Here is a 22,012-nt window from a genome sequence, read left to right as displayed (position 1 = left end):
CTTGCATTGCTTCGCGTGCGTCGCCTCGCGGCGGGGCGTTGGCGTTTTCGGGCGCCATAGTGCCCCCATCCCGTCGCCCCTCAGAGGGGTTTCGGGGCAAGAGACCGCCTAAGGGGTTGCACGGGGCGCCGCGTGCGCCCTTTCACTCGAACTCGCGCCCTGACCACGGCAGTTGAGTTCGATTACCGCCCCACGAAAGGGGGGTTCGGGATCAGGCGGCCTCGGCGGGGGCGCTCAAACGCTGGACGCGCTCCGCGTCACAGGTGCGCGGGCAGGTGACGCAGGTGTCCTCGGGGCGCAGCGTGTAGAACATGCAGCAGCTGGCCCGGTCGCGGGTCGGCAGCGCCTCGCCGTTCGGCCCCGTCAGCTCGCGGAACCCGGCGTGGCCCACATACGGCTTCGTCGCCCCGGGCAGCAGCCGCTCCAGGTCGCCCATGGCCCGCTGCTCCTCGCCGAGCAGATGCGCGACGTACCAGAGGCCCTCGACGATCTCGTCGGTGGCGACGCTCCACAGGGCGCGCGAGCGGCGCCGCATGCGGGGCCCGAAGCCGTCCAGGACGGGACCCATGTGGTCGGCCACGGCCGCGCGCAGCTCGGCCATGAGGGCTTCCTCGTCCGGCACGACCCGTGCGCCCGGACGGGTGGCGGCCGGGTCGCCGGGCAGGCAGGCGAAGCCGTCGGCGCGCACCGAGAGCCGGCCGAGCTCGCGCTGGAAGGAGACGTGCGCGACGTCGAAGCGGGGCACGCGGCGGTGCAGGAACCAGGGCACGGTGAACAGCAAGGTGGCGGGCCAGGCGTACCGGTGGAGGCCGAAGCTCGCGATGACGTCGGGGCGCCCCTGCTGCCCGTAGTCCTTCAGCACCTGTGCCGCGTCCCATGCGAGAAATGTCTCGAGGTCGGCCCCGCCCGCCGCGAGCTGGTCGGCGGTGATCCAGCCGTCGCCCCGCGGGGCCCGCTCCTCGTGGCCGAACTCCTCGATGCGCAGTCCGGGGAACACCTCGGCGAGGCGGGCGTAGGAGTCCGCGAGGGCACTTCGGGTGCGTGCGGCCAAGGTGGGAACGGACATGCGGGGGACCACCGAATCGCGATCGATTGCAGGTAAGCCTTACCTTACCCAACCTGATCGAGGTTTCAACTGCGGTCCTGTCCGCCTATGGTGCCTCTCGTGCCTCTCGTACCCATCTGGTCGAGCGGCTGTTACTCAGAGGACCGGCGGACCGGAGGGACCCAGTGGAGCAGGCCAGGGCGCGGGCGGCGGACGCCGCCGGTGTGCCGCGTCCCCGGGTGCCCGAGCAGCCCGTACGGGGCGAGCACACGCACAGCGAGCCGCCCGCACCCCCGGCGGTGCCGCGGCCGCGCAAGGCGGTGCAGCGCAATTCCGTACGCGGTCAAGTGCTCGCCGCGCTGCGGGCCGCGCTCGTCGGCGGCGAGCTCACCCCCGGCGAGGTCTACTCGGCGCCGGTCCTCGGCGAGCGCTTCGGCGTCTCCGCGACCCCCGTGCGCGAGGCGATGCAGCAGCTCGCCCTCGAAGGCGCGGTGGAGGTCGTCCCGAACCGGGGCTTCCGTGTGACCGAGCGCAGCGCCCGCGAGCTCGGGGAGCTGGCGGAGGTGCGGGCCCTGATCGAGGTCCCGGTCATGCTGCGGCTCGCGCGGACGGTGCCCGGGGACCGGTGGGCGGAGCTGCTGCCGCTCGCGGAGGCGACGGCCGTGGCGGCGGCGAGCGGGGACCTCGCGCGGTACGCGGAGGCGGACCGCGCCTTCCACGGGGCGGTGCTCGCGCTCTCGGGCAACGAACAGCTGGTCCAGGTGGCGGCGGATCTGCACCGCCGCGCGCAGTGGCCGCTGGTGAGCGGCCCCGTCTCCGGCCGCCGCGCGGACCTCGTCGCGGACGCGGCGGAGCACATGGCGCTCCTGGAGGCGCTGGGGGAGCGGGACCTGGGCGTGGTCGCGTCGCTGGTGCGGGAGCACTTCGCGGGGGCGGCGGGCTGAGGTCGCGGGGCGGCGGGCCGAGCGCCGGCCGCGGCGCGGTTAGGCCGTGGCGGTGGAACGGTCGGCGTGGATCACGTGGATCACGTGACACAGAGTGACATCGTGGTCGACTTCGGTCGCACGCTGAGCGACGACTCCTTCGACGGGTTCGAGGGTGCGCGCTGAGCGACCGAAAGGAACTGCCCATGTTCAGAACGGTGTTCATCGGTGGCGCGACGGCGGCTGTCCTCGCTGCCTTCACCCCGACCGCGGGGAGCGCGGAGGCCCCGGCAGCCCCCGTCCCGCCCGGCAAGGTCACCATCGACCTCGTCTCCGTCAACGGCTCGGGGTGCCGGCCCGGCACCGCCAAGGTGGCCGTCTCGCCGGACAACACGGCCTTCACCGTCACCTACAGCGAGTACCTCGCCCAGGTCGGCAAGGGTTCCAAGCCCACCGACTTCCGCAAGAACTGCCAGCTCGGCCTGAACGTGCACGCCCCGCAGGGCTTCACCTACGGCGTCGCCAAGGCCGACTACCGCGGCTTCGCGCATCTGGAGGAGGGCACGGTCGGCTCCCAGCAGGCCAGCTACTACTTCCAGGGGATGTCCGCCACCACCACCCAGCGGAGCAAGAACTTCATCGGCCCCATGGAGGGCAACTGGCAGGTCACGCACACCGTGCCGTACCAGTCCATCGTCCACAAGAAGTGCGGTGAGCAGCGGAACATCAACATCAACACTCAACTGCTCGTGAACGGCGGCTGGTCCGACACGGACGCGACCAACAGCTTCATGGCGATGGACTCGACCGACGGCAGCCTGAACACCAAGTACCACTTCTCCTGGAAGAAGTGCGAGCGCTGACGGCGGGCTGACTACGCCGCCGGTTTGAGGTGCTGGGCCAGCCAGGACGGGACGCCGCCCAGGAGGCGGAAGAGACGGGCCGCCTCCGCGCGCAGGTGCGACGCCTCCGGCTCGGGCTCCGCGTCCGCGAGCGCCGCGAGCGCGGGCGCGGTGCCCACCAGGTAGCCCAGCTCCTCGCGCAGCCGCAGCGACTCCGCGAATCCGTGCCGGGCCTCCGCCAACTCGCCCTCGCGCAGGGCGAGTCCGGCGAGGTGGCGCCAGGTGAAGGAGAGCAGGAGGGAGTCCGCGTGCACCGTCGCGCCCGCGTGGGCGCGACGGTAGGCGGCCTTCGCGGCCTGCGGCGAGTCCGCGATGTGCTCGGCGATCAGCCCGCGGCGGAAGTCGAGGAGGGGGCGCCCCGCCGCGTTCGGGGCGAGCAGCGCCGCCGCCCGGCCGAGCGCCGTACGCGCCTCGTCGGCCCGGTCCCGTACCCCCAAGACCGTTGAGGCGTACGCGAGTTGGCCGCGCTCGCAGGCCGCCACGCCGCGGTCGTCGTCGCCCGTGGCGAGCGCCTCCGCGCCCCGCAGGCTCTCCTCGGCCTCGGCCCAGCCCTCGCCGGTGAACAGGCAGCGCTCGACGAGCAGTGCCGTCCGCTGCAGTGCGGGAGCCACGCCCTCGCGGGTGGCCAGCAGCGCCGCCGCGTCGGCCCAGCAGGCGCGCGAGCGCAACCGCCATACCGCGGTCTGGAGTGGATCGTTCTCTTCGTTCGTTCCCGTACCAGACATGGCGGTATGCGCCACGTTGCCCTCCCCGAGCACACCATTGAGCTGTTGAGTCGTGGGCGAATCTCAGCATGGATCGGCCGGTGCGGCCAAGGGGGTGGGTGAAAGATTTCACAAAGGGGGGACCAGGAAATGGCCACCTTCGCCCCGCTTTTCGGCGGGGCGGAGGACCGGTCCCGGCGGGGCGGAGGACCGGCTCGTGCCCGGTGATCGGCCCGCGCGCCTCAGCTCATGCGCAGGGCCAGGAAGAAGTCGAGCTTGTCCTCCAGGCGGGAGAGGTCGCGGCCCGTCAACTGCTCGATGCGGCCCACCCGGTAGCGCAGCGTGTTGACGTGGAGGTGGAGCCGGGTCGCGCAGCGGGTCCAGGAGCCGTCGCAGTCCAGGAACGCCTCCAGGGTGGGGATGAGCTCGGCGCGGTGGCGGCGGTCGTAGTCGCGCAGCGGGTCCAGGAGGCGGGCCGTGAACGCGCGGCGCACGTCGTCGGGGACGAAGGGCAGCAGCAGGACGTGGGACGCCAGCTCCTGGTGGCCCGCGGCGCAGACCTGCCCGGGGCGGGCGGCCGCGACCCGGCGGGCGTGCCGGGCCTCCTCCAGGGCGCCGCGCAGCCCCTCCGCCGAGTGCACGGAGGCGCTGACGCCGAGGGTGAGGCGGCCGTCGTCGGCGAGGCCCGCGGAGAGCGGTTCGCGGACGGAGGCGAGCAGGGAGTCGGCGAGCAGACCCGGCTCGGTGTTCTCGCTGTCGGTGGCGACGGCGGGGAGCGGGACCAGGGCGATGGCCTCGTCGCCGGTGTGGGCGACGGCGATCCGGTCGGAGGTGTCGGGGCCCGCCGGGACGGGGCCGCCCTTGGCCGCGTCGGCGCGGGAGCCCGGGGAGGGGTCGACGAGGATCTCCTCCAGGAGGGACTGGGCGACCGGGCCGCCCTCGATCTCGCCCGCCCGTCTCCCGCCACCACCCTCAACCGAGGGCCCTTCGGGCCCGCCCCCCGGAACGCCCCACTCGACCCGGGCCACCACGACCTGCCAGTGCGGGGCCGCGCCGAGACCCGGCAGCAGGACCGGGGCGGCCACGCGCAGGCGGGCGGCGATCTCGGCGGGGGCGGCGCCCGTCTGGACGAGTTCGAGGACCTCCTGGGCGAGGCGGCGGCGCACCGTGCGGGCGGCGTCGCGGCGGTCCCGCTCGACGGAGATCAGCTGGGTGACGCCCTGGAGCAGGTCCAGGCGCTCCTCGGGCCAGTCGCCCGCGTCGGCCTCGACGGCGAGCAGCCAGTCGGACAGGACGGTCTCGCGCACGTCGCGCGTGGCGGAACCCGCGCCGCGGCCGCTGCTGCGAATGGGGAAGAGGGAGTACGTGGTGCCCTCGATCGTCACGCGGTGCGGGCCGCGGCGGCCGGTGCGGACGGCGGCCAGGTGCTCGGCGGCGAGCTTGGTGCAGACGTCGGCGGGCAGCGCGGGGCCCGAGGCGCTGGACCCGGCGATGGCGCGGCCCGCGGGGGAGAGCACCCAGGCGCGCAGGTCCAGGTCGGAGCCGAGCAGGTCGAGCACCACGTCGGGGCCGCCGCCCGCCGGACCCGAGGTCATCAGGCGGCGGTGACGGTCCACCACGGCGGCCAGGTCGCCCGCGCGCTCGCCGGAGACCTGGCGCACGACGTGCTCGGTGATCGTGGCGAAGGCCACCGACTCGTGGACGGCGAACAGCGGCAGGCGGTGGCGGGCGCAGGCTTCGACGATGTCCTCCGGGATGGGGCCGAGCTCGGCCTCACCCGCGGCGAGGGCCGCGACACCGGCGTTCGCGAGGATCCGTACGAAGGGCTCGGTGTCCGCCGCGTCGCGCCGCCAGGCAAGCCCGGTGAGGACCAGCTCGCCGCCGGTGAGGTAGCGGCTGGGGTCCCGCAGGTCCGTGGTCATCACACCGCGCACGGTGCGATCCAGCTCGTCCTCGCCGCCGAGCAGCCTGAGGCCCAGCGCGTCGGTGTCCAGGAGTGCGCGCAGCCGCATGGGTGGTCGCCGCCGATCTTGTCTCGAATTGATCTGTGGTCAGGCGTGTACCGGGAGTTACGACTGTCTCCGGGTCTGCCGTTTCTTGGGGCGCTTTTGGTTTCCAAAGGGAAACCGCGAGGTCTCTGAGGCCCGTTCTTCATACGAATCTACAAGACGCGCCCCATGGCCAGCCAACTCCTTCATGTTTTCCGTGACTGACCGCACCGGTCGGCAGGGCGGTGTACTGAGCCCACTCCGCGTTAACAGCACGTGAACGAGTCGGCCAGGGCACAACGGCCTACCTGGCTCGAAACGAACGACCCCCCCGGCTACAGCGAACGACCCCGATTCGAATGAAGAGAGCCACTCATGGATTCCGTCCCCGGCAGCTGATCCCGCCCGGCGGGACCCCTCAGTCCCTCCGGGCGGTGCGTGCCCTTCCAGGAACGTCACACTTCCCTCGGCCCGCACCGCCCGGAGCACTCAACCACCGCTCCGCTCGCGGACGTTGAACGCAAGCACTCTCAGCTGAACGCAAGTCCTCTTAAGCGCAGCACCTTCACGTTCGTCTCGGGCCGTCCCCCGGGTCGTGCAGCCAGCACCATCCCAAATCCCGCAACGCAGCGGGTGCCCCTGTGAACCTTGGGAGTAGGCACCATGACCCAGTCCCCACCCGAGCTGAAGACCACCGCCGAGGACGCGGGCCACGGCTCGCGCGTCCCCGCCGGCAGATCTTGGCTCGACCGGTACTTCCACATAACCCAGCGCGGATCCACGGTCGGCCGGGAGGTGCGCGGCGGCATCACCACCTTCATGGCGATGGCGTACATCATCCTCCTGAACCCGGTGATCCTCTCCGTGCCCGACTCCACGGGGCACCGGCTCGACGGTGACCAGCTCACCACCGCCACGGCCTTCGCCGCGGCCGCCACCACCATCGTCATGGGCTTCATCGGCAACGTGCCGCTGGCCCTCGCGGCGGGCCTCAGCGTCTCCGCCGTCATGGCCTTCCAGGTCGCCCCCGAGATGACGTGGGGCAACGCGATGGCGATGTGCATCATCTACGGCCTCATCATCGTCCTGCTGGTCGTCACCGGCCTGCGGTCGCTGATCATGGACGCCATTCCGCTCGCCCTGAAGCACGCCATCACCATGGGCATCGGCATGTTCGTCTGTCTGATCGGCCTGGTGCAGGCGGGCTTCGTCACCGGCATGCCGAGCAAGCACGGCGACATGGGCTCCAAGCCCATCCAGCTGGGCATCGACGACAAGCTCATCGGCTGGCCGGTCCTCTGCTTCGCGGTCACCGTGCTGCTGATCTTCGCGCTCCAGGTCCGCAAGGTCCCCGGCGCCATCCTCATCGGCATCGTCGGCGGCACCGTCTTCGCCGCGATCGTCAACAAGGCCGCCGGCATGAGCGCCGCCGACTGGGGCCTGAACGCCCCCGAGATCAAGGGCTCCATCGTCTCCTCGCCGGACTTCGGCCTCTTCGGAGAGGTGTCCTTCAAGGGCATCGGCGACATCGGCGGCCTCACCGTCGGCGTCATCGTCTTCACCCTGGTCCTCGCCGGCTTCTTCGACGCCATGGGCACCATCATCGGCATCGGCCAGCAGGCCAACCTCGCCGACAAGGACGGCAAGATGCCGGGCCTCAACAAGGCCCTCGCCATCGACGGTGCGGGCGGTGTGGTCGGCGGTCTCGCCGGCGCCTCCGGCCAGACCGTGTTCGTCGAGTCCACCGCGGGCGTCGGCGACGGTGCGCGCACCGGCTTCGCCAGCGTGATCACCGGTCTCGCCTTCTCGCTCTGCCTCTTCTTCAGCCCCCTCGCGCAGGTCATCCCGACGCAGGTGGCGTCCGCGGCGCTCGTCGTCATCGGCGCGATGATGCTGACCAACGCCCGGCACATCGACTGGAACGACCAGGCCACCTCCATCCCGGTGTTCCTGACCATGGTCCTGATGCCGTTCACGTACTCCATCACCGTCGGTATCGCCGCCGGTGTCATCGCCCACGTCGTCATCAAGGCCGTCCAGGGCAAGGTCCGTGAGATCGGCTGGCTGATGTGGGTGCTCGCCCTCGTCTTCCTGGCGTTCTTCGCCCTCCACCCGATCGAGGGGTGGCTCGGGGTCAAGTAACGCCCCCTACCAGTCCGTGCGCATGCCGCCGCCTCCTCCGGTGCGGCGGCTTTCGCACGGACCGGCTCCGGGCCCGCCGAGTCCGCCGGCCGCTCAGCAGTCGTACGGCCTGACGGTTCGTACGGGGGCGGGCTCGGCGGGCATCCGGAGCCTGGGCGGACGGGCTGCGCTGCGGGCAGCCCGTCCCCTACGGGAGTTGCTTCTCGTACGGGGAGGTGAGCAGGTTGTCGACCGCGCGCCCGAAGAGGGTGCGGGCGACGGCCGCCAGGGGGCGGTCACAGCGGCGGGGCAGGCCCCGGATGCGCAGCTCCTCCCGCCAGACGACGGTCGCGCCCGCCGACCCGGCCGGGTGCACCTCGATCTCCGCCCAGCCGGTGATGAAGGAGCCCCTCTTCTCCAGCCGGCACCACTGCGGCGGGCGCCAGCCCACGACCTCCATCGTGTCGTCGAAGCCGAGCGGGCCCAGGGCGCTGCGGGCGACGAAGACGGTGCCTTTGTGAGTGCCGGTGCCTGTGCCGGTGCCTGTGTCTGGCGGCGGGGGTGTGCGGAGGGTGACCCGGGTCAGCGGGACGGCGTCTGCGTGCCGCTCCCATGTCGTGAGCCTGAGCCAGGTCTCTTCGGGGGAGTGGGGGGATGCGCGGACGATGCGGAAGAGTGCCACGTGTGGATGGTGACAGGTCTTACCGGCCGCTCCGCGGTCTTGCCTTTCCCGTCTTCTCCCGAGTCGCTCCGCGACGCTTTGCTTTTCCCGGTCGCTCCGCGACCCTCTTTTCCCCGGTCGCTCCGCGACCTGATCTCCGCCGCTCCGCGGCGGGTCCCCCACCCGCCCGCCCTTTTGCCGCTCCGCGACCCCCGGCGCTCTGCCGCTCCGCGGCAATCAGCGGCACCATGCCTCTGTGGATTCTCAGCAGCAGGGTCAGCAGAATCAGTCCGCGTATCAGCAGGACCAGCTCGACGCGCTCTGCCGCGACCCCTATCCCCTCTACACCCGCGCCCGCGCCACCGACGGCCTCACCTACGTCCCCGAGCTCTGCGCCTGGCTGGTCGCCCGCGACGCCGACGTGCGTGAAGTCCTGCGCCGCCCCGAGGACTTCTCCTCGGCGAACGCGCTGAGCCCGCCGATCCTGCCCGCCCCCGCCGCACTCGCCGAGCTGGGCCCCGCGTTCGGCGGCCAGCGCTTCGTGGTCAGCGCCGACGGCGCCGAGCATGAACGCCTCCGCGCGCCCCTGACCAGGGCGCTGTCCGCGACCCGGGTCGCCGCCCTCGTCCCGTACGCGGCCGAGCGCGCCAACGCCCTGATCGACGACTTCGTATCCGAGTCCGGGGCCGAGTCCGAGTCCGCAGGGCGGGCCGAGCTGATGGCGGCGTACGCGATGCGGCTGCCCGGCGAGGTCATCGGGCGGGTCGTCGGCCTCGACCCGGTGGACGTGGAGCCCGTGCTGCAGGGCGGACACCGCGTCGTGGAGCTGCTGTTCCGGCCGCTGAGCGAGGCGGAACAGGTCGCCGCCGCCAAGGACGTCGCCGCGATGCACGCCGTCCTCGACACCTACGTACGCGCCCGGCACGCCGAGCCGCGCGACGACCTCTGCTCCGTGCTCGTCGCCGACATGCTGCCGGGCGAGGGCGAGGGCGAGGGCGAGGGCGAGGGTGAGGGCGGGATCGAGGGCGGCAGCGGTGGTGAGCTGACCGTGTCGCAGTCCGGCGACGTGGTCGCGCACCTGCAGAACTTCCTCCTGGCCGGGCATCTGACGACGACGGCCCTGATCGGCACGATGCTGCTGCATCTGCTGCGCCACCCCGCGCAGTGGGAGCTGCTGTGCGCGGAGCCCGAGCGGATCCCGGCCGCCGTCGAGGAGGCCGCGCGCTATGACACCGCGCTGCAGGCGTTCCACCGCGTCACCACGCGCCCGGTCACTCTCGCGGGCAGTGAACTGCCCGCGGGCGCCGACGTGTTGGTGGCGTTCGGCGCTGCGGGCCGCGACGGGGCGCGCCACGAGCGGCCCGACGCCTTCGACATCGAGCGGCCGCCGGAGGGCCGGCGGCACCTCGCCTTCGGGCTCGGCGTGCACGGCTGCGTGGGGGCGCGGCTCGCCCGCGAGCAGCTCCGGCTGACGCTGGAGCTGTTCACGCGCCGCTTCCCGGGGCTGCGGCTCGACGAGGAGCGGCTGCCGGTGACGATGCGGCCGAGCCTGATCCACCGCTCACCGGAGGCGCTGCACGTGAGGTGGTAGGCACACCGCGGTCCATGGCCGTCGCCCCGCAGTCCAGGGCCGCTGCCCCGCGGTCCAGGGCCGGCGGCCGGAGGCCGGCCGTCAGCGGTAGACCTTGCCCGCCTCCGCCTTGCCCGGGGCGAGGAGCTGGGGCACGGTCACGAAGACGTAGCCGCGTGCCTTGAGCTCGTCGATGACGCCCGGCACCGCGGGCACGGTGCCCTTGTAGATGTCGTGCAGCAGGATGATGCCGTCCCGCTTGGTCTGGTCGACGACGCGCTTCTGGATCAGCTTGCTGTCGTTGGTCGTGTAGTCCTTGGCCGTGACGGTCCACAGGACCTCGGCGAGGCCGAGCTCCTTGGAGAGCTTGTTCACGTCGTCGTTGGTCCGGCCCTGCGGCGGGCGCATCAGGGTCGGCTTCTTGCCTATGAGCTTCTCGATCGCCTCGTTGGGGCGCTCCAGCTCCTTGCGCGCCTCCTCCGGCTTGATCTTCGTGAGGATCTTGTGGGACCAGGTGTGGCTGGCGACCTCGTGGCCCTCGCGGTCCATCTGCTTCACGAGCTCGGGGTACTTCGCGACGTGGTTCTTGCCCAGCGTGAAGAAGGTCGCGGGCACCTTCTTCTCCTTGAGGATCTTCAGCAGCCGCGGCGTGTTCTCGCTCGGCCCCGCGTCGAACGTGAGGGCTACGCACTTCGCCTTGCGGCAGTCGACGGTCCCGAACTTGCCCTGGTCCTTCGGCTTGGCGTCGGCGGCGTCCTTGCGGACCGTGCTCGGCGAGGTGGTGTCGAGCTGGGTGCAGCCGGTCAGGGCGAGGGAGGCGGCGGCGGCCGTCGCGAGGGCGAGCGCGGCGGTCCGCACCCGGGCCGTGCGGGACTTCGTCTTGTTGATCGTGGGAGGCATGAGAGCACTGTACACACCGTGTATACGTCTGGTGCATAGAGGTCTGGTCTCGATAAAGAGAAGCTGTGAGCGTGGTGTGGAGGGAGCGGTGGAGCGGCGGAGCGGCCGAGCCCCGTACCCGGCCGCTCCCACGGTCCGTGATCTCACTCGTCCGCGACCCAGCTCCCGTGCAGTCCCATCGGCACCCGCGTCGGCAGGTGCACGCGGGCGAGGGGCTCCCCGGTGAAGTCCTGCGCGGAGAGGATCACCAGGTCGGTGGCCCCGCGTTCGGGATTGGCGACGTACGCCATCGCGTACCCGTCGTCCTCGGCGTCCGCTCCGGCGCCCGCTCCGGCGGCCGGGACGAAGACGGCCTCCCCGGCCGTGGCGTGCCGAGGCAGCCGGTGCACCTCCGAGCGTCCGCTCTCCAGGTCGTGCTTGATGAGCGCGTTCTCGTACGTGCGGGTGCCGGGCAGCCCGTCGACCGAGTCGTAGCCCTCGTACAGCGGGGCCGTGGACGCCATGTACCCGAACCGGTGCCGCCGCGACACCAGCGACTCGTTGATACGCGGGAACTCCTGCGGCCGGTCGTCGATGCGGCGGGTGTGCACCCGGCCCGCCGCCAGGTCCACCGTCCAGCGGTCGAGGGACGGGGTGCCACTGGCGGAAGGGCCGCCGGAACCGCGTCCGTTGACGAGGAAGGGAGCGGGGAAGGTGGTGAGATCGACGACGACGGACTCGCCACCGTTGCCGTCGCTGTGGTCGTAGGCGTTGAGGGTGTGCGAGTAATAGACGTTCTCCGTCTCGAACCACCGCATCGGTCCGCCCGACCGCGCCATGACCCCGACCCGCGCCGGGTGCTTCTCGTTCCACGCGTACGGCACGGGCTCGCCCGCGCGGGCCGCCGCCGGGTCGAAGGTGACGGGGATGTCGAGGATCACGACGTACTTCTCGGTCAGCGCGAAGTCGTGCAGCATCGGGCTGTCGGAGACCGGGATACGGGTGGTCCGGGTGACCTTTCCCGCCTCGGTGAGGACGAGGTGGCGGACGTGGTCCCAGGCCGGGTGGTAGGTCACCGCGTGCAACTCGTCGGCGGCGGCGTCGTATTTGGTGTGCGACATGAAGGACCCGTCGAGGGTGCCGCCGAAGTCGCAGGGGCCGATGGTGTTCAGCTCGCCGTCGATCTCATAGGGCTTGGGTCCCGCCTCCTGGAGGGTGAGGATCCGCCCCTTGTACCCGATGACATGGGTGTTGGGCGCGAAGTCGTTCTCCGGCCGCACCCACGGATAGGGCTCTCCCAGCTTCGCGGCCACGGACGCCGACCGCACCCACCGGTTCCGGTACCACTCGGCCTTCCCGTCCCGCAGCCGCACCCCGTGCACCATGCCCTCACCGAGCATCCAGTGGTGCGCCTTCGGATCCTCGACGCCCAGCGCGTTGGGGCCGACACGGAGGTAACGCCCGTTGAGCTCGGCCGGGATGCGCCCGGTCACGGGGAGGTCGAACTCGGTGAGCTCTTCCCGCAGGGGGGTGTAGGCGCCTTCGAGGAAGGGGTGTCCGGGCTCTTGGGCGGGAGTCGTGGGGCGGTTCGGGTGGGCCGTCTGCTTCGTCATGCCCTCAACTCTGCTGGCGCGCGGCGATCTTGTCGTTGGGCCTGGGGCCCCTCTCGGGGGTGGTGCCAGGCCCCCAGGAACAGCAGGTACGCGGTGCCCGGCTCGGGAACTCCGGCATCACGTGCAGGAGTTGAGGATCACGTACGAGAGGTGATGTGGAAGGCTGTCGCCAGCCGAACGCGGGTGGCCGGGAGTGTCCGGGCCGTGGCGGCCGCCGAGAGGAGCGCAGTATGAGACAGGACGGCTTCCGCGCCGAGCAGATAGACACCAGCAGGCCCCACCCCGCACGGATCTACGACTACCTGCTGGGCGGCAAGGACAACTACGAGGTGGACCGCGCCGCCGGTGACGAACTGGCCGCCGCGGCCCCCGAGGTGCGCATCGGCGTGCAGGCCAACCGCGACTTCCTGCGCCGCGCCGTCCGCCACGTCGTCGGCGCGGGCGTCCGCCAGCTCCTGGACGTCGGCACCGGCCTGCCCACGTCGCCGAACGTGCACGAGACGGCTCAAGAGGTGGCGCCGGGCGTGCGCGTCGCGTACGTGGACAACGACCCGATCGTGAACACGCACGCCAACGCCCTGCTCGGCGGCGTCGGCGCGAGCACCACCACCGTCCTCGCCGACCTCCGCGACCCCCGGGCCATCCTGGAGCACCCCGATGTCCGCAGTCTCATCGACTTCGACGAGCCGGTGGCGCTACTCCTCGTCGCGATCGTGCACTTCCTCACCGAAGCCGAGCGGCCCGAGGAGATCGTCGCCACCCTGCGCGACGCCCTCCCGCCCGGCAGCTACCTGGTCCTCTCGCACGCCACGGGCGACTTCGCCGACCGCCGCGACGCCCAGGCGGTCTACAAGGGCGCCACGGCGTCCCTGAACCTGCGCTCCCGTACGGAGGTCATGCGGTTCTTCGACGGCTTCGAACTGGTCGAACCGGGCCTGACCCAGGTCCCGTTCTGGCGCCCGGACGAGACGCCGCCGGGGCGGTCGGCGGAGATCGGCATTTACGGGGGAGTGGCCCGCAAGACCGGCTGACGGGGGACTTTCCCGGGGCTCGGGGCTCGGGGCTCGGGGCTCGGGGCTCGGGGTTCGGGGTTCGGGCTCGGGGTTCGGCTTCGGATCTGGGCTCGGGGCTACGTCCGGGCGGCGAGGGCCGCGAGGACCTCGGCGCAGATGGTGAGGGCGGTCTCCGCCGGGGTGCGGGCGCCGATGTCGAGGCCGATCGGCCCGTGAATGGGGCTCAACTGCTCTTCGGTGAGGCCCGACTTGAGGAGGTCGGCGCCGCGCCGTGCCTGGGTGCGGCGGGAGCCGAGCGCGCCGACGTAGGGGACGCCCCGGGTGAGGGCGGTGCGCAGGGCCGGGATGTCGAGGTCCTGCTCATGGCTGAGCACGATCAGGCAGGCGCTGCGGGGCCGTTCGGTGAGCAGCCGCTGGGTGTCCTCGTCGCGGCGGACGACGTCGGACTGCCAGCCGAGGATCCCGGCCTGGACGCGCAGCAGCTCGGCGAGTTCGCCACCGCCGACGATGACGAGGTGAGGGACGGCGGGGCAGCTCTCCACCAGGACGAGCCCCTCGCCCGGGGCCGGGCCGGTCTCGCGCCCGGCCCGGTGCCGGGCGAGCAACTGCCGCGCCTGCTCGGCGGCTTGGACGGACGGGCCGCCATTCCCCGGGCCGCCATCCCCCGGGCCGCCCTCCGCGCCATCCTCCGAGCCGCCCTCCGCGCCATTCCCCGCGCCGCCCTCCGCCTCGTCCTCCCGCCCGTCCGGGGCCAGGGTGACGACGGAGCTGGCCGCCTCGCTCCGCCCCGCGTCGAGGCGGGTGAGGAGAGCGGCCGAGGAGCCCTCGGCCAGCAGGTCCCACCAGCGGGCGGGCACGGTGTCGAGCGACTGGAGCAGCACCTGCGCCTGCCCGCCGCAGGTCATCCCGGCGCCCTCGGCCGCCTCGCCGTGCAGGGACACGTCGCACACGCGAGCCGTGTGCCCGGGGGCGAGGGCGGCGGCCGCACCGACCAGCTGCGCGTCGAAGGCGCCCAGATACAGGGTGCCGACACAGGTCCCGTCGGCACCGATGAGGAGGGCGTCCGCCGGGTGCCGGGGCCCGAACCCCTGCTCACTGACCGGCCGGGCCAGCACGGCCGACCGGCCCTCGCTGATCCACTTCCGTGCGGTCTCCGCCAGCTCACGCATGTCCGAGATCCTCCCCGATCCGGTCGGCGGGGCACTCCGGCGCCCCGTTCCGGTGCCGACCCTAGGCCCTGGCCGACGGATCCTGCCGAGGCCGTGGTCTCCGGCACTCCGGCACTCCGGCACTTCCCCAGGCTCTCAACTCCGTGCGAGCAGGGGAGGCCCCAGGCGCGAGAGGGCGCCGCAGGAATCATGCGGCCTGAACCGCCGGACAGGCCGCCCCAGCGGCGTCTCGCGATCCGACCGCCCCTACTCGGCGAGGACGTGATCGGTTACAAAGGGCAGGCAAGCCCCCTTTCACCGCCCACTCACAGAGGTTGTCCGCCCATGCGCGCCGCCGCAGCTCCCTGGCTGCTCCTCGCCGTCTTCTCCGGCACCCTGATCTCCCTGCAGGCCCGCATCACCGGCGAGCTCGCGGCCGGACTCGGCGGCGACGGCTTCACTGCCGCGGTGATCTCGTTCGGCTCCGGCCTCGTGGTCCTGACCCTCGGCCTCGCGGTGCTGCGGAAGCCGCGCCAGGGGGTCGGCACGGTGCTCACGGACGTACGCGGCGGTCGGCTCAAGTGGTGGCAGGTGCTCGGCGGCTTCGGCGGTGCGGCGTTCCTGCTGGCGCAGGGCCTGACGGTGGGGGCGCTCGGGGTCGCGCTGTTCACGGTGGCGATCGTCGCGGGCCAGGTCACCGGGGGACTGCTCTTCGACCGGATGGGGCTCGGCCCGGCGGGGCCACAGCGCCCGACGCGGCGCAGGGTCGTCGGCGCGGTGCTCGTGCTGGCGGCGGTGGGCCTGTCGATGGCGGACAAGCTGGGCGGCGGCTTCCCGTACGCGATGCTGCTGCTTCCGCTGGTGGCGGGCGTGTGCGTGAGCTGGCAGCAGGCGGTCAACGGACATGTGCGCAACGCGTCCGGCTCCGCGTACACGGGCACGTTCTTCAACTTCGTCGCGGGTACGGCGGCGTTGACGGTGATCTTCCTGATCCACGCGGCGGCCACGGGCTTCCCCACCCACCTCCCGACCGAGCCCCACCTCTACCTCGGCGGCCTGGTCGGCATCTCCTTCATCACGATCGCGGTGGCGACGGTCCAGAAGCTCGGCGTCCTGATCCTCGGCCTCTGCACGATCACCGGCCAACTGGTCGGCTCCCTGGCCCTCGACCTCCTCCTGCCCCGCGGCGACACCCACGTCACGACGGCCACGGTCGCGGGCGTCGCCCTTGCTCTGGTGGCGATCGTGGTGGCGGCGCTCGCGGGCGGGCGGACGGGGCGGGTGGTCGCGTCGTCCGGCGAGGCGACGCACGCAGAGACGGAGCCGGAAACGGAAACGGAGACCGAGGCGGAGACGGAAACGGAGACCGGGGCGGGGGCGGAGACGGTGGCGTCAGCACCACCCCCGTCCGGGCCTCAGCCCTCCTGACCTCCGCTCTCCGACGGAGCAGCCTTCTTCCTGTGACCAGTTGTCACCGGGCACGAGTCCGACGGCGAACGGGGAGAGGCGATGAGCAGTCATACGCGACGGAGGGTTCTTCAGGGGGCGGCGCTCGCGGCGGCAGGGAGTGTCGTCGGGGCGTATGGGCCGGGGCGGTACGGGGCGGTGGCTCAGGCCGCGGAGGGTGCGGCCGACGGGGCAGGGGGTGGGCGGGCGTCGTCGCTGCCCTTCCTGGAAGGCGCCTTCGCCCCGGTCACCGAGGAGTTGACCGCCTTCGACCTGAAGGTCACCGGCCGTGTCCCGCGCGACCTCGACGGCCGCTATCTGCGAACCGGCCCGAACGCGCTGGGACTTGAGGACCCGCGCGCCCACCACTGGATGCTCGGCGACGGCATGGTGCACGGCGTGCGGCTGCGCGGCGGTCGCGCCGAGTGGTACCGGAACCGGTGGGTGCGGTCGTCGCAGGTGGCGAAGAAGCTGGGGGAGACGTATCCGGGACCGGTGCCGCCGGACGACTTCGCGTGCAACACGCATGTGATCCCGTACCGGGGGCGGATCCTCGCGCTCCAGGAGGGCGGCCCGCTCCCGTACGAGCTGGACGGTGAGCTGGGCACCCTGCGCCCGTACGACTTCCGCGCCACGCTGAAGGGGGCCTTCACCGCGCACACCAAGTACGACGCCGCGGCCGACGAGCTGCACGCGGTGGCGTACTACCCGACCTGGGACCACGTGCGGCACATCATGATCGACCGGACCGGCCGCATGGCCCGGACCCACAAGATCCCCGTGGCGGACGCGCCGATGATGCACGACTTCGCGCTCACCGAGAAGTACGTGGTGATCGTGGACGTCCCGATCACGTTCGACGCGGCGGCGGCCGAGGCGGGCGCCGTGGTGCCGTACATCTGGAACGAGCGGCACCCGATGCGCGTGGGGATTCTGCCCCGGAGCGGTGGTGGCAGGACGCGCTGGTTCGAGGTCGATCCCGTCTACTACTCGCACACCCTCAACGCCTACGACCTGGGCGACACGGTGGTGGTGGAGTACACCTCCATGCCCGCCCCCTTCTACGCGGCGGGCCGGGGCCACGGCGGCCCCTCGGCGACCGGGGCCCCCACCCTCGACCGCTGGACCATCGACCTGCGCTCCGGACGGGTCGCCGGTGCCAGGCTCGACGATCTGCCGCAGGAGTTCCCGCGCGTGAACGAGTCCCTGGTCTCGCGCCGCCATCGCTACGCGTACACGGCGAGCGCCGCCGAGATGTGGCGCGCGTACGAGATCGCCGACGGTGTGCCGCCGGACGACAAGTTCACCAACTGCCTCGTCAAACATGACATGTTGCGTGATCGGCGGCAGGTGCATCGCTTCCCTGCGGGGGCGGCTGCCAGTGAACCGGTGTTCGTGCCGCGCCGGGGCGCCCGGGACGAGGACGACGGCTACGTCCTCGCCTATGTGAACGACCCCGACCGTGGCGCGTCCGACCTCGTCATCCTCTCGGCGCAGGACTTCACGGGCCGCCCGCTGGCCCGCGTCCAGCTGCCCGGCCGGGTGCCGCTCGGGTTCCATGGGAGTTGGGTGGCGGACGCGTAGCCGGGCGCCCGGCCGCTTGCGGCTCCCGGCTCACGGTCCCTGAACCGCCGCCGCCATCCTGCGCACCCCCTCGGTCAGGATCTCCGGCGAGGTGGCCAGGTTCAGCCGGACGAAGCCCGCTCCGCCCGTGCCGAAGCTGGTCCCCGCGTTCACGGCGACGCGGCCCCGCTCCAGGAAGGCGGCCGCGGGGTCGTCGCCCAGGCCGAGCGCGCGGCAGTCCAGCCAGGCCAGGTAGGTGGCCTGGCCGGGGCGGTGGCGCACGGCCGGAAGGTGCTCGTGCAGCAACTCGCCCAGCAGACGGCGGTTCTCGTCGAGCCCGGTCAGCAGCGCGTCGAGCCAGTCGCCGCCCTCTCGCAGGGCCGCGGTGTGGGCGATGATGCCGAGGTGGCTGGGGCCGTGGCTGACCTCCTCGGGGATGCGGGCCAGGTCGTCGCTCGCCTCGGGCCCGGCGACGGCGACGGCGGCCTTGAGCCCGGCCAGGTTCCACGCCTTGGAGGCGGACATGAGGGAGAGGCCGTCCTCGCCGCCCGGCACGCTCAGATACGGGACGAAGCGCGTGCCTGCGGCGACGATCGGGGCGTGGATCTCGTCCACCACGACACGGACGCCGTACCGGTGCGACAGCCGTGCCACGTCGGCCAGTTCGGCGGCGGTGTGCACGGTGCCGGTGGGGTTGTGCGGGCTGCACAGCAGATACACGGGCCGCCGACCCGCTCCGCCTTTGCCTTCGCCTCCGCCTTCCCCTCGGCCTTTGCCGACGGCCTCCTGGAAGGCGGCTTCAAGGCTGTCGAAGTCGATCCGCCCGTCCCCGTCCAGGGGCGCCTCGATGACCGGCCGTCCTGCGCTGCGTACGAACTGGTAAAAGGGCGGGTACACCGGGCAGTTGACCACGACGGGGTCGTCGGGGCCGGAGACCAGCTTGAGCATCTCGACGATGCCGAGCATCACGTCGGGGACGATGGCGGTCCGTTTGACGGCGAGGCCGTCCCAGTCCCAGCGCCGCGCGGCGAAGTCGGCGAGCGCCTCGGCGTACGCGGTCCCCGCCGGATAGCCCGTGTCCCCGCGCTCCACCGCGCCACGGACGGCCCGCGCCACCGGCTCGGCGAGCGGCACGTCCATCTCCGCGACCCACAGGGGCAGTACGTCGGCCGGGTAGGTCCGCCATTTCATGCTCGTCCGCTCGCGCAGCTGGTCAAGGGAGAGCTCACGCAGCGGATTGGCGACCCGGGTGGTGGTGGCGAGGCGGTTCGGGGAGGGGTCCATGGAGGGAGCGTAGGCAGAGTGCCCGTCAGTTCGGCAGGTGGCTTCGGGAGAGGCGCGTGAAGGCCGTCGGGGTCGGCCGGCGGGCAGTGGACGCCGACGAACACCACGTCCTCGGGCGGCAGCACCGCCAGACAGTCGAGCAGCCGCCACGGCTCGCTCAGCACATGGTCGACCACGATGTCGTTGCCCACCTCGGCCATGGCGGCGACCGACCGGTGAAAGCCCTCCCTGGTCCGCCGCAGCGCCGCGTCGAGCTGCTCCTGGCCGAGCTCCCTCTTGCTGCGCATCGCGTTGAAGCCGTCGACCGACAGATGGAAGAAGACACCGTCGTCCAGGACCTCCAGAAGCTCCCGGGCGATGCTCGACTTCCCGGAACTGGAGGTGCCGTTGAGGAAGATGATCCGCCCGCGCCCGGATTCCGTGCCGGGTCCCATGCCGGATGCCGTGCTGGACCCCATGCCGGATGTCGTGGCGGATGTCATGGCGGCATCCTCACACGCGCCCCGCCATGACTCCGCGCCGGGCGGCAGGGAGCGCGCCGGGGCGGCGGGGAACGCGGCGGGGCGTCAGGCGGCGTGAGTGTCCGTCAACTCCGGCTCCCACGCCGCCGCCGGGGTTCAGCTCTCCGGGCGGACGAGGCCCCTTTCGTACGCCTTCACCAGGCGCTGCGGAACCAGGTGCACGGATCCGTCGACCGTGACCGGGACGAGCTGGGAGGGGCTCGCCTTCCACTGGGCGCGGCGGTGGCGGGTGTTGCTGCGGGACATCTTGCGCTTGGGGACGGCCATGGTGGCTCCTCGGTCTGGGGTGGTGGGCTGTTCGAGAGGGGGGAGGCGTGCGGCGGCGCCTGCGGGTCCTACCAGGACGACTTCGTCACTCCCGGCAGGAACCCCGCGTGCGCCTGCTCCCGCATCCGCACCCGGGAGAGGCCGAACCTCCGCAGATGGCCGCGCGGGCGGCCGTCCACGCTGTCGCGGTTGCGTACGCGCGTGGCGCTGGCGTCGCGCGGCTGGCGGCGCAGCTCGGCGAGGGCGGCCTCGCGCTCGGCGGGCGTGGTGGCCGGGTGGCGGACGACCTCCTTGAGCTCGGCCCGCCGGGCGGCGTACCGCTCGACGATCTCCTTGCGCTTCTCGTTCTTCGCGATCTTGCTCTTCTTCGCCATCAGACCTTTCCTCCCCGTGCGCGGATCCGGGCCACGGCGGCCTCGACGCCGATCGCGTCCACCGTCTTGATCGCCTTGGCGCTCAGCGTCAGACGGACGTGCCGCCCCTCGCTCGGCAGCCAGTAGCGCTTGTGCTGGATGTTGGGGTCGAAGCGGCGCGAGGTGCGCCGGTGCGAGTGGGAGATGGCGTTGCCGAATCCCGGCTTGGCGCCGGTCAGCTGGCAGTGGGCGGACATGGGTGGTGCTGCCTCTCTCGATGGGGCGGGGTGACGGGCCGGTCGTGCTGTGAGCCGGGAGGACCGGCTATCGGAAATGAAAACCGTTGTCATATACTAGCCCCATGGCACGCAACGAGATCCGCCCGGTCATCAAGCTCCGCTCCACGGCGGGCACCGGGTTCACCTATGTCACGCGCAAGAACCGCCGCAACGACCCCGACCGCCTCGTGCTGCGCAAGTACGACCCCGTGGCCGGCCGGCACGTCGACTTCCGCGAAGAGCGCTGAACCCCGCCGGCCGGCCCCTGACCCCCGGCCCCTGACCCCCGACTCCTGACCTCCGACCCTCGAAAGGTCCTGCCATGAAGCCCGGCATCCACCCCGCCTACGGGCCCGTCGTCTTCCGCGACACGGCCTCCGGCGTCGCCTTCCTCACCCGCTCCACGATGACCAGCGACAAGACCGTCGAGTGGGAGGACGGCGCCACGTATCCGCTCGTCGAGGTGGAGACCTCCTCCGCGAGCCACCCCTTCTACACGGGCACCGCTCGCGTCCTCGACACCGCCGGCCGCGTCGAGCGCTTCGAGCGCCGTTACGGAGCCCGTTGATGGCGGGCCACCAGCGGCTTCCCGTCGTCATCGTCGCCGGGCTGCACGCCGACGCCCGCAAGGAGGTCGTCGAGCGCCTCCTGCAGGGCGTGCCGGGCAGCGTCGCCCTGCACCACGACCTGACCGAGGCCCGCGACGGTACGGTGCTCCGGCTGATCCGCGACGCCTCCGGCACCCTCTCCCGGGGCGAGACGCCCCTCGTCAACGACTGTGCGTGCTGCGCGCTGCGCGAGGACCTGGTCCCGGAGCTGGCGAGGATGGCGGACGGGGGCCTGACCCGGCTCGCCGTCGTCGAACTGTGGGACTCGGTCGAGCCGAAGGCCATGGCCGAGGTCGTCGCCGCGCACGGCGGCGACCGGCTGCACCTGGCCGGTGTGCTCACCGCCGTGGACCCCGCGCTCGTCCTGCCGTACCTCGCCAACGGCGACGACCTGGCCGAGACCGGTCTCGCGGCGGCCCCCACCGACCGGCGCACCGTCGGCGACACCTGGGCCCGTCAGCTGGAGTACGCCCCCGTCCTCGCCGTCGTCGACAGCGACGAGGCCGACGACGAGGACCACGCCCTGCTCGCCCAGCTGCACCCCACCGCGCGCCGGGTGCCGGCCGCGTCCGCCGAACTCGCCCGGGTCGCGCTCGGCGGCTTCGACGTCGAGGCGGCCGCGGCCGCGCAGCACCCCGCGTGCGCGCTCCTGCCGCAGGACGCCGACGAGTCGGGCGTCGCCACCTTCGTCTGGCGGCGGCGCCGTCCGTTCCACCCCGAGCGCCTGTACGCGGCACTGGAGGATCTGTGCTGCGCCGCCGCCCGCAGCCGCGGCCGCTTCTGGCTGGCCGAGCGCCCCGACACGCTGCTGGCCTGGGACGCGGCCGGGGGAGCCCTGTGCGTGGAGAACGCCGGGCCGTGGCTGGCGTCCCTGCCCGACGCGGCCTGGGAGCTCGTCCCGCCCATGCGCCGGGCGGCGGCCGCGCTCGACTGGCACCCCGACCACGGCGACTGCTGCCAGCACCTCGTCTTCACGTCGCCCGGACTGGACCGGGACGGGCTCGAACGCCTCCTGGACTCCTGCCTGTTGACGGACGCGGAGTACGCGTCGGGGCGCGACGCCTGGAAGAGCCTGCCGCCCGCCTTCGACTCCCTGCTGGACGCGGCCTGACCCACCCCGAGGCC

Annotated in this window: 22 protein-coding genes; 10 read left to right on the top strand and 12 right to left on the bottom strand. The window is 72.4% G+C overall.

The window, feature by feature from the left end; translation table 11 throughout:
* Positions 1 to 211: 211 nt before the first annotated feature.
* Positions 212 to 1,066: a (2Fe-2S)-binding protein gene (locus tag ACFWYM_RS16260; RefSeq protein ID WP_384836352.1), complete on the bottom strand. Its 855-nt coding sequence runs from the start codon at positions 1,064 to 1,066 to the stop codon at positions 212 to 214.
* Between the two features lie 164 nt (positions 1,067 to 1,230).
* Between ACFWYM_RS16260 and ACFWYM_RS16255 the strand changes: the two genes are divergently transcribed.
* Complete coding sequence (locus ACFWYM_RS16255) at positions 1,231 to 1,989, top strand: GntR family transcriptional regulator (RefSeq protein ID WP_384836349.1); 759 nt, start codon at positions 1,231 to 1,233, stop codon at positions 1,987 to 1,989.
* Positions 1,990 to 2,174: 185 nt separating this feature from the next.
* On the top strand, positions 2,175 to 2,831 hold the full coding sequence (locus ACFWYM_RS16250) for a DUF4360 domain-containing protein (protein ID WP_384836347.1): 657 nt from the start codon (positions 2,175 to 2,177) through the stop codon (positions 2,829 to 2,831).
* Between the two features lie 11 nt (positions 2,832 to 2,842).
* Here the strand turns inward: ACFWYM_RS16250 and ACFWYM_RS16245 are convergent, their stop codons facing one another.
* The gene (locus tag ACFWYM_RS16245; RefSeq protein ID WP_384836344.1) at positions 2,843 to 3,595 is read right to left on the bottom strand and encodes a hypothetical protein; all 753 of its coding nucleotides are present in this window, start codon (positions 3,593 to 3,595) and stop codon (positions 2,843 to 2,845) included.
* A 221-nt stretch (positions 3,596 to 3,816) separates the two neighbouring features.
* A complete protein-coding gene (locus ACFWYM_RS16240) occupies positions 3,817 to 5,586 on the bottom strand; it encodes a PucR family transcriptional regulator (protein WP_384836341.1) in 1,770 nt (589 codons plus the stop codon).
* Between the two features lie 639 nt (positions 5,587 to 6,225).
* On the opposite strand from ACFWYM_RS16240, the gene ACFWYM_RS16235 reads away from it, so the two are divergent.
* On the top strand, positions 6,226 to 7,704 hold the full coding sequence (locus tag ACFWYM_RS16235) for an NCS2 family permease (protein WP_384836338.1): 1,479 nt from the start codon (positions 6,226 to 6,228) through the stop codon (positions 7,702 to 7,704).
* Between the two features lie 187 nt (positions 7,705 to 7,891).
* On the opposite strand, the gene ACFWYM_RS16230 is transcribed toward ACFWYM_RS16235, so the two are convergent.
* Entirely contained in the window at positions 7,892 to 8,365 is a 474-nt protein-coding gene (locus tag ACFWYM_RS16230; RefSeq protein ID WP_384836335.1) for an SRPBCC family protein, read from the bottom strand.
* A 235-nt stretch (positions 8,366 to 8,600) separates the two neighbouring features.
* On the opposite strand from ACFWYM_RS16230, the gene ACFWYM_RS16225 reads away from it, so the two are divergent.
* Positions 8,601 to 9,935 carry a cytochrome P450 gene (locus tag ACFWYM_RS16225; RefSeq protein ID WP_384836332.1) on the top strand — a complete coding sequence of 445 codons (1,335 nt, stop codon included), beginning with the start codon at positions 8,601 to 8,603 and terminating at the stop codon, positions 9,933 to 9,935.
* A gap of 81 nt (positions 9,936 to 10,016) precedes the next feature.
* On the opposite strand, the gene ACFWYM_RS16220 is transcribed toward ACFWYM_RS16225, so the two are convergent.
* The gene (locus tag ACFWYM_RS16220; protein WP_384836329.1) at positions 10,017 to 10,814 is read right to left on the bottom strand and encodes a polysaccharide deacetylase family protein; all 798 of its coding nucleotides are present in this window, start codon (positions 10,812 to 10,814) and stop codon (positions 10,017 to 10,019) included.
* Between the two features lie 143 nt (positions 10,815 to 10,957).
* Complete coding sequence (locus tag ACFWYM_RS16215; RefSeq protein ID WP_384836326.1) at positions 10,958 to 12,406, bottom strand: carotenoid oxygenase family protein; 1,449 nt, start codon at positions 12,404 to 12,406, stop codon at positions 10,958 to 10,960.
* Between the two features lie 230 nt (positions 12,407 to 12,636).
* Between ACFWYM_RS16215 and ACFWYM_RS16210 the strand changes: the two genes are divergently transcribed.
* Positions 12,637 to 13,437: an SAM-dependent methyltransferase gene (locus tag ACFWYM_RS16210; RefSeq protein WP_384836323.1), complete on the top strand. Its 801-nt coding sequence runs from the start codon at positions 12,637 to 12,639 to the stop codon at positions 13,435 to 13,437.
* Positions 13,438 to 13,535: 98 nt separating this feature from the next.
* On the opposite strand, the gene ACFWYM_RS16205 is transcribed toward ACFWYM_RS16210, so the two are convergent.
* Positions 13,536 to 14,588: an XdhC family protein gene (locus tag ACFWYM_RS16205; RefSeq protein WP_384836320.1), complete on the bottom strand. Its 1,053-nt coding sequence runs from the start codon at positions 14,586 to 14,588 to the stop codon at positions 13,536 to 13,538.
* Between the two features lie 324 nt (positions 14,589 to 14,912).
* On the opposite strand from ACFWYM_RS16205, the gene ACFWYM_RS16200 reads away from it, so the two are divergent.
* Positions 14,913 to 15,995: a DMT family transporter gene (locus tag ACFWYM_RS16200; RefSeq protein ID WP_384836317.1), complete on the top strand. Its 1,083-nt coding sequence runs from the start codon at positions 14,913 to 14,915 to the stop codon at positions 15,993 to 15,995.
* A gap of 81 nt (positions 15,996 to 16,076) precedes the next feature.
* On the top strand, positions 16,077 to 17,597 hold the full coding sequence (locus tag ACFWYM_RS16195; RefSeq protein ID WP_384836314.1) for a carotenoid oxygenase family protein: 1,521 nt from the start codon (positions 16,077 to 16,079) through the stop codon (positions 17,595 to 17,597).
* Between the two features lie 30 nt (positions 17,598 to 17,627).
* Here the strand turns inward: ACFWYM_RS16195 and ACFWYM_RS16190 are convergent, their stop codons facing one another.
* From ACFWYM_RS16190 to rpmB, 5 genes are all read right to left on the bottom strand, one after another.
* On the bottom strand, positions 17,628 to 18,860 hold the full coding sequence (locus ACFWYM_RS16190; protein ID WP_384836311.1) for a MalY/PatB family protein: 1,233 nt from the start codon (positions 18,858 to 18,860) through the stop codon (positions 17,628 to 17,630).
* Positions 18,764 to 19,294, bottom strand: a complete 531-nt coding sequence (locus ACFWYM_RS16185; protein ID WP_384836719.1) for an AAA family ATPase — start codon at positions 19,292 to 19,294, stop codon at positions 18,764 to 18,766. Before ACFWYM_RS16185 ends, ACFWYM_RS16190 begins: the two co-directional genes overlap by 97 nt.
* 183 nt (positions 19,295 to 19,477) lie before the next feature.
* On the bottom strand, positions 19,478 to 19,648 hold the full coding sequence (gene rpmF, locus ACFWYM_RS16180; RefSeq protein ID WP_384836308.1) for a 50S ribosomal protein L32: 171 nt from the start codon (positions 19,646 to 19,648) through the stop codon (positions 19,478 to 19,480).
* 68 nt (positions 19,649 to 19,716) lie between these two features.
* Positions 19,717 to 20,022 carry a 30S ribosomal protein S14 gene (rpsN, locus tag ACFWYM_RS16175; protein ID WP_384836305.1) on the bottom strand — a complete coding sequence of 102 codons (306 nt, stop codon included), beginning with the start codon at positions 20,020 to 20,022 and terminating at the stop codon, positions 19,717 to 19,719.
* Positions 20,022 to 20,258: a 50S ribosomal protein L28 gene (gene rpmB / locus ACFWYM_RS16170; RefSeq protein ID WP_384836302.1), complete on the bottom strand. Its 237-nt coding sequence runs from the start codon at positions 20,256 to 20,258 to the stop codon at positions 20,022 to 20,024. The genes rpsN and rpmB overlap by 1 nt, the downstream gene beginning before the upstream one ends.
* A 104-nt stretch (positions 20,259 to 20,362) precedes the next feature.
* On the opposite strand from rpmB, the gene rpmG reads away from it, so the two are divergent.
* The 3 genes from rpmG to ACFWYM_RS16155 all read left to right on the top strand — a co-directional run bounded on the left by rpmG (position 20,363) and on the right by ACFWYM_RS16155 (position 21,998).
* Positions 20,363 to 20,527: a 50S ribosomal protein L33 gene (gene rpmG, locus ACFWYM_RS16165; protein WP_123456582.1), complete on the top strand. Its 165-nt coding sequence runs from the start codon at positions 20,363 to 20,365 to the stop codon at positions 20,525 to 20,527.
* 74 nt (positions 20,528 to 20,601) lie between these two features.
* The gene (locus tag ACFWYM_RS16160; protein ID WP_384836298.1) at positions 20,602 to 20,847 is read left to right on the top strand and encodes a type B 50S ribosomal protein L31; all 246 of its coding nucleotides are present in this window, start codon (positions 20,602 to 20,604) and stop codon (positions 20,845 to 20,847) included.
* Positions 20,847 to 21,998 (top strand): CobW family GTP-binding protein, encoded by a 1,152-nt coding sequence (locus tag ACFWYM_RS16155; protein ID WP_384836295.1) that lies wholly within the window; start codon positions 20,847 to 20,849, stop codon positions 21,996 to 21,998. The genes ACFWYM_RS16160 and ACFWYM_RS16155 overlap by 1 nt, the downstream gene beginning before the upstream one ends.
* Positions 21,999 to 22,012: the final 14 nt, after the last annotated feature.

It is taken from the genome of Streptomyces sp. NPDC059009, from assembly GCF_042740175.1.
GTDB lineage: Bacteria > Actinomycetota > Actinomycetes > Streptomycetales > Streptomycetaceae > Streptomyces.
This window is presented reverse-complemented; position numbering and strand designations above follow the sequence as displayed.